This is a genomic window from Pseudomonas sp. 01L34 (assembly GCF_056400265.1).
In genome coordinates, this window is the sequence record NZ_JBFTSX010000035.1 from 1 (window position 1) to 731 (window position 731).

At 62.3% G+C, this 731-nt stretch carries 1 protein-coding gene; it reads left to right on the plus strand.

The genetic code is table 11. From position 1 onward, the window contains the following. The coding region (locus AC1DQM_RS29855) for an immunoglobulin-like domain-containing protein (RefSeq protein ID WP_477747262.1) at nucleotides 1-731 on the plus strand (731 nt) is incomplete at both ends.

Below are 731 nucleotides of genomic sequence, written 5' to 3' on the forward strand. Positions count from 1 at the left end.
CACTGTTTCGCTGAGTGCGACCGCGAACGTCGCCGAGGGTGGCACCGTGGTGTACACCGCGTCCGTCACTGCTCCAGTGACTGGTTCGCCAGTGGTTGTGACCCTGTCCAACGGCCAGACCATCACCATTCCAGTCGGCGCCAGCAGCGGCTCTGTCAATTTTGTTGCACCCAACGACGCGTTAGCCGGCGGCAACTCCCTGAGCGTCAAGATCGACGATGCCAAGGGCGGCAACTACGAGAAGCTGGAAGTCGACGGCAAGTCGGCGGAYACCTCGGTGACCGACACACCGGACACCACAACCCTCAGCCTGAGCGCATCCAACTCGGTGGCTGAAGGCGGTTCCATCGTTTACACCGCGAYCCTGACCAATGCCGCTGGCACACCGGTCACCGTAACCCTGAGCAACGGCGCCGTGATCACCATCGATGCCGGTAAAACCACCGGCACCGTGACCGTCCCGGCTCCATCCGATGACGTTTACAAAGATGCCGGTACGGTCCAGGCCACCATTTCCACCGCCACCGGTGGCAATTTCGAGAACCTGGTGCCGAGCACTGCCCCGGCAATCACCACCGTCACCGACACCATCGACACCAGCACTGTTTCGCTGAGTGCGACCGCGAACGTCGCCGAGGGTGGCACCGTGGTGTACACCGCGTCCGTCACTGCTCCAGTGACTGGTTCGCCAGTGGTTGTGACCCTGTCCAACGGCCAGACCATCACCATTC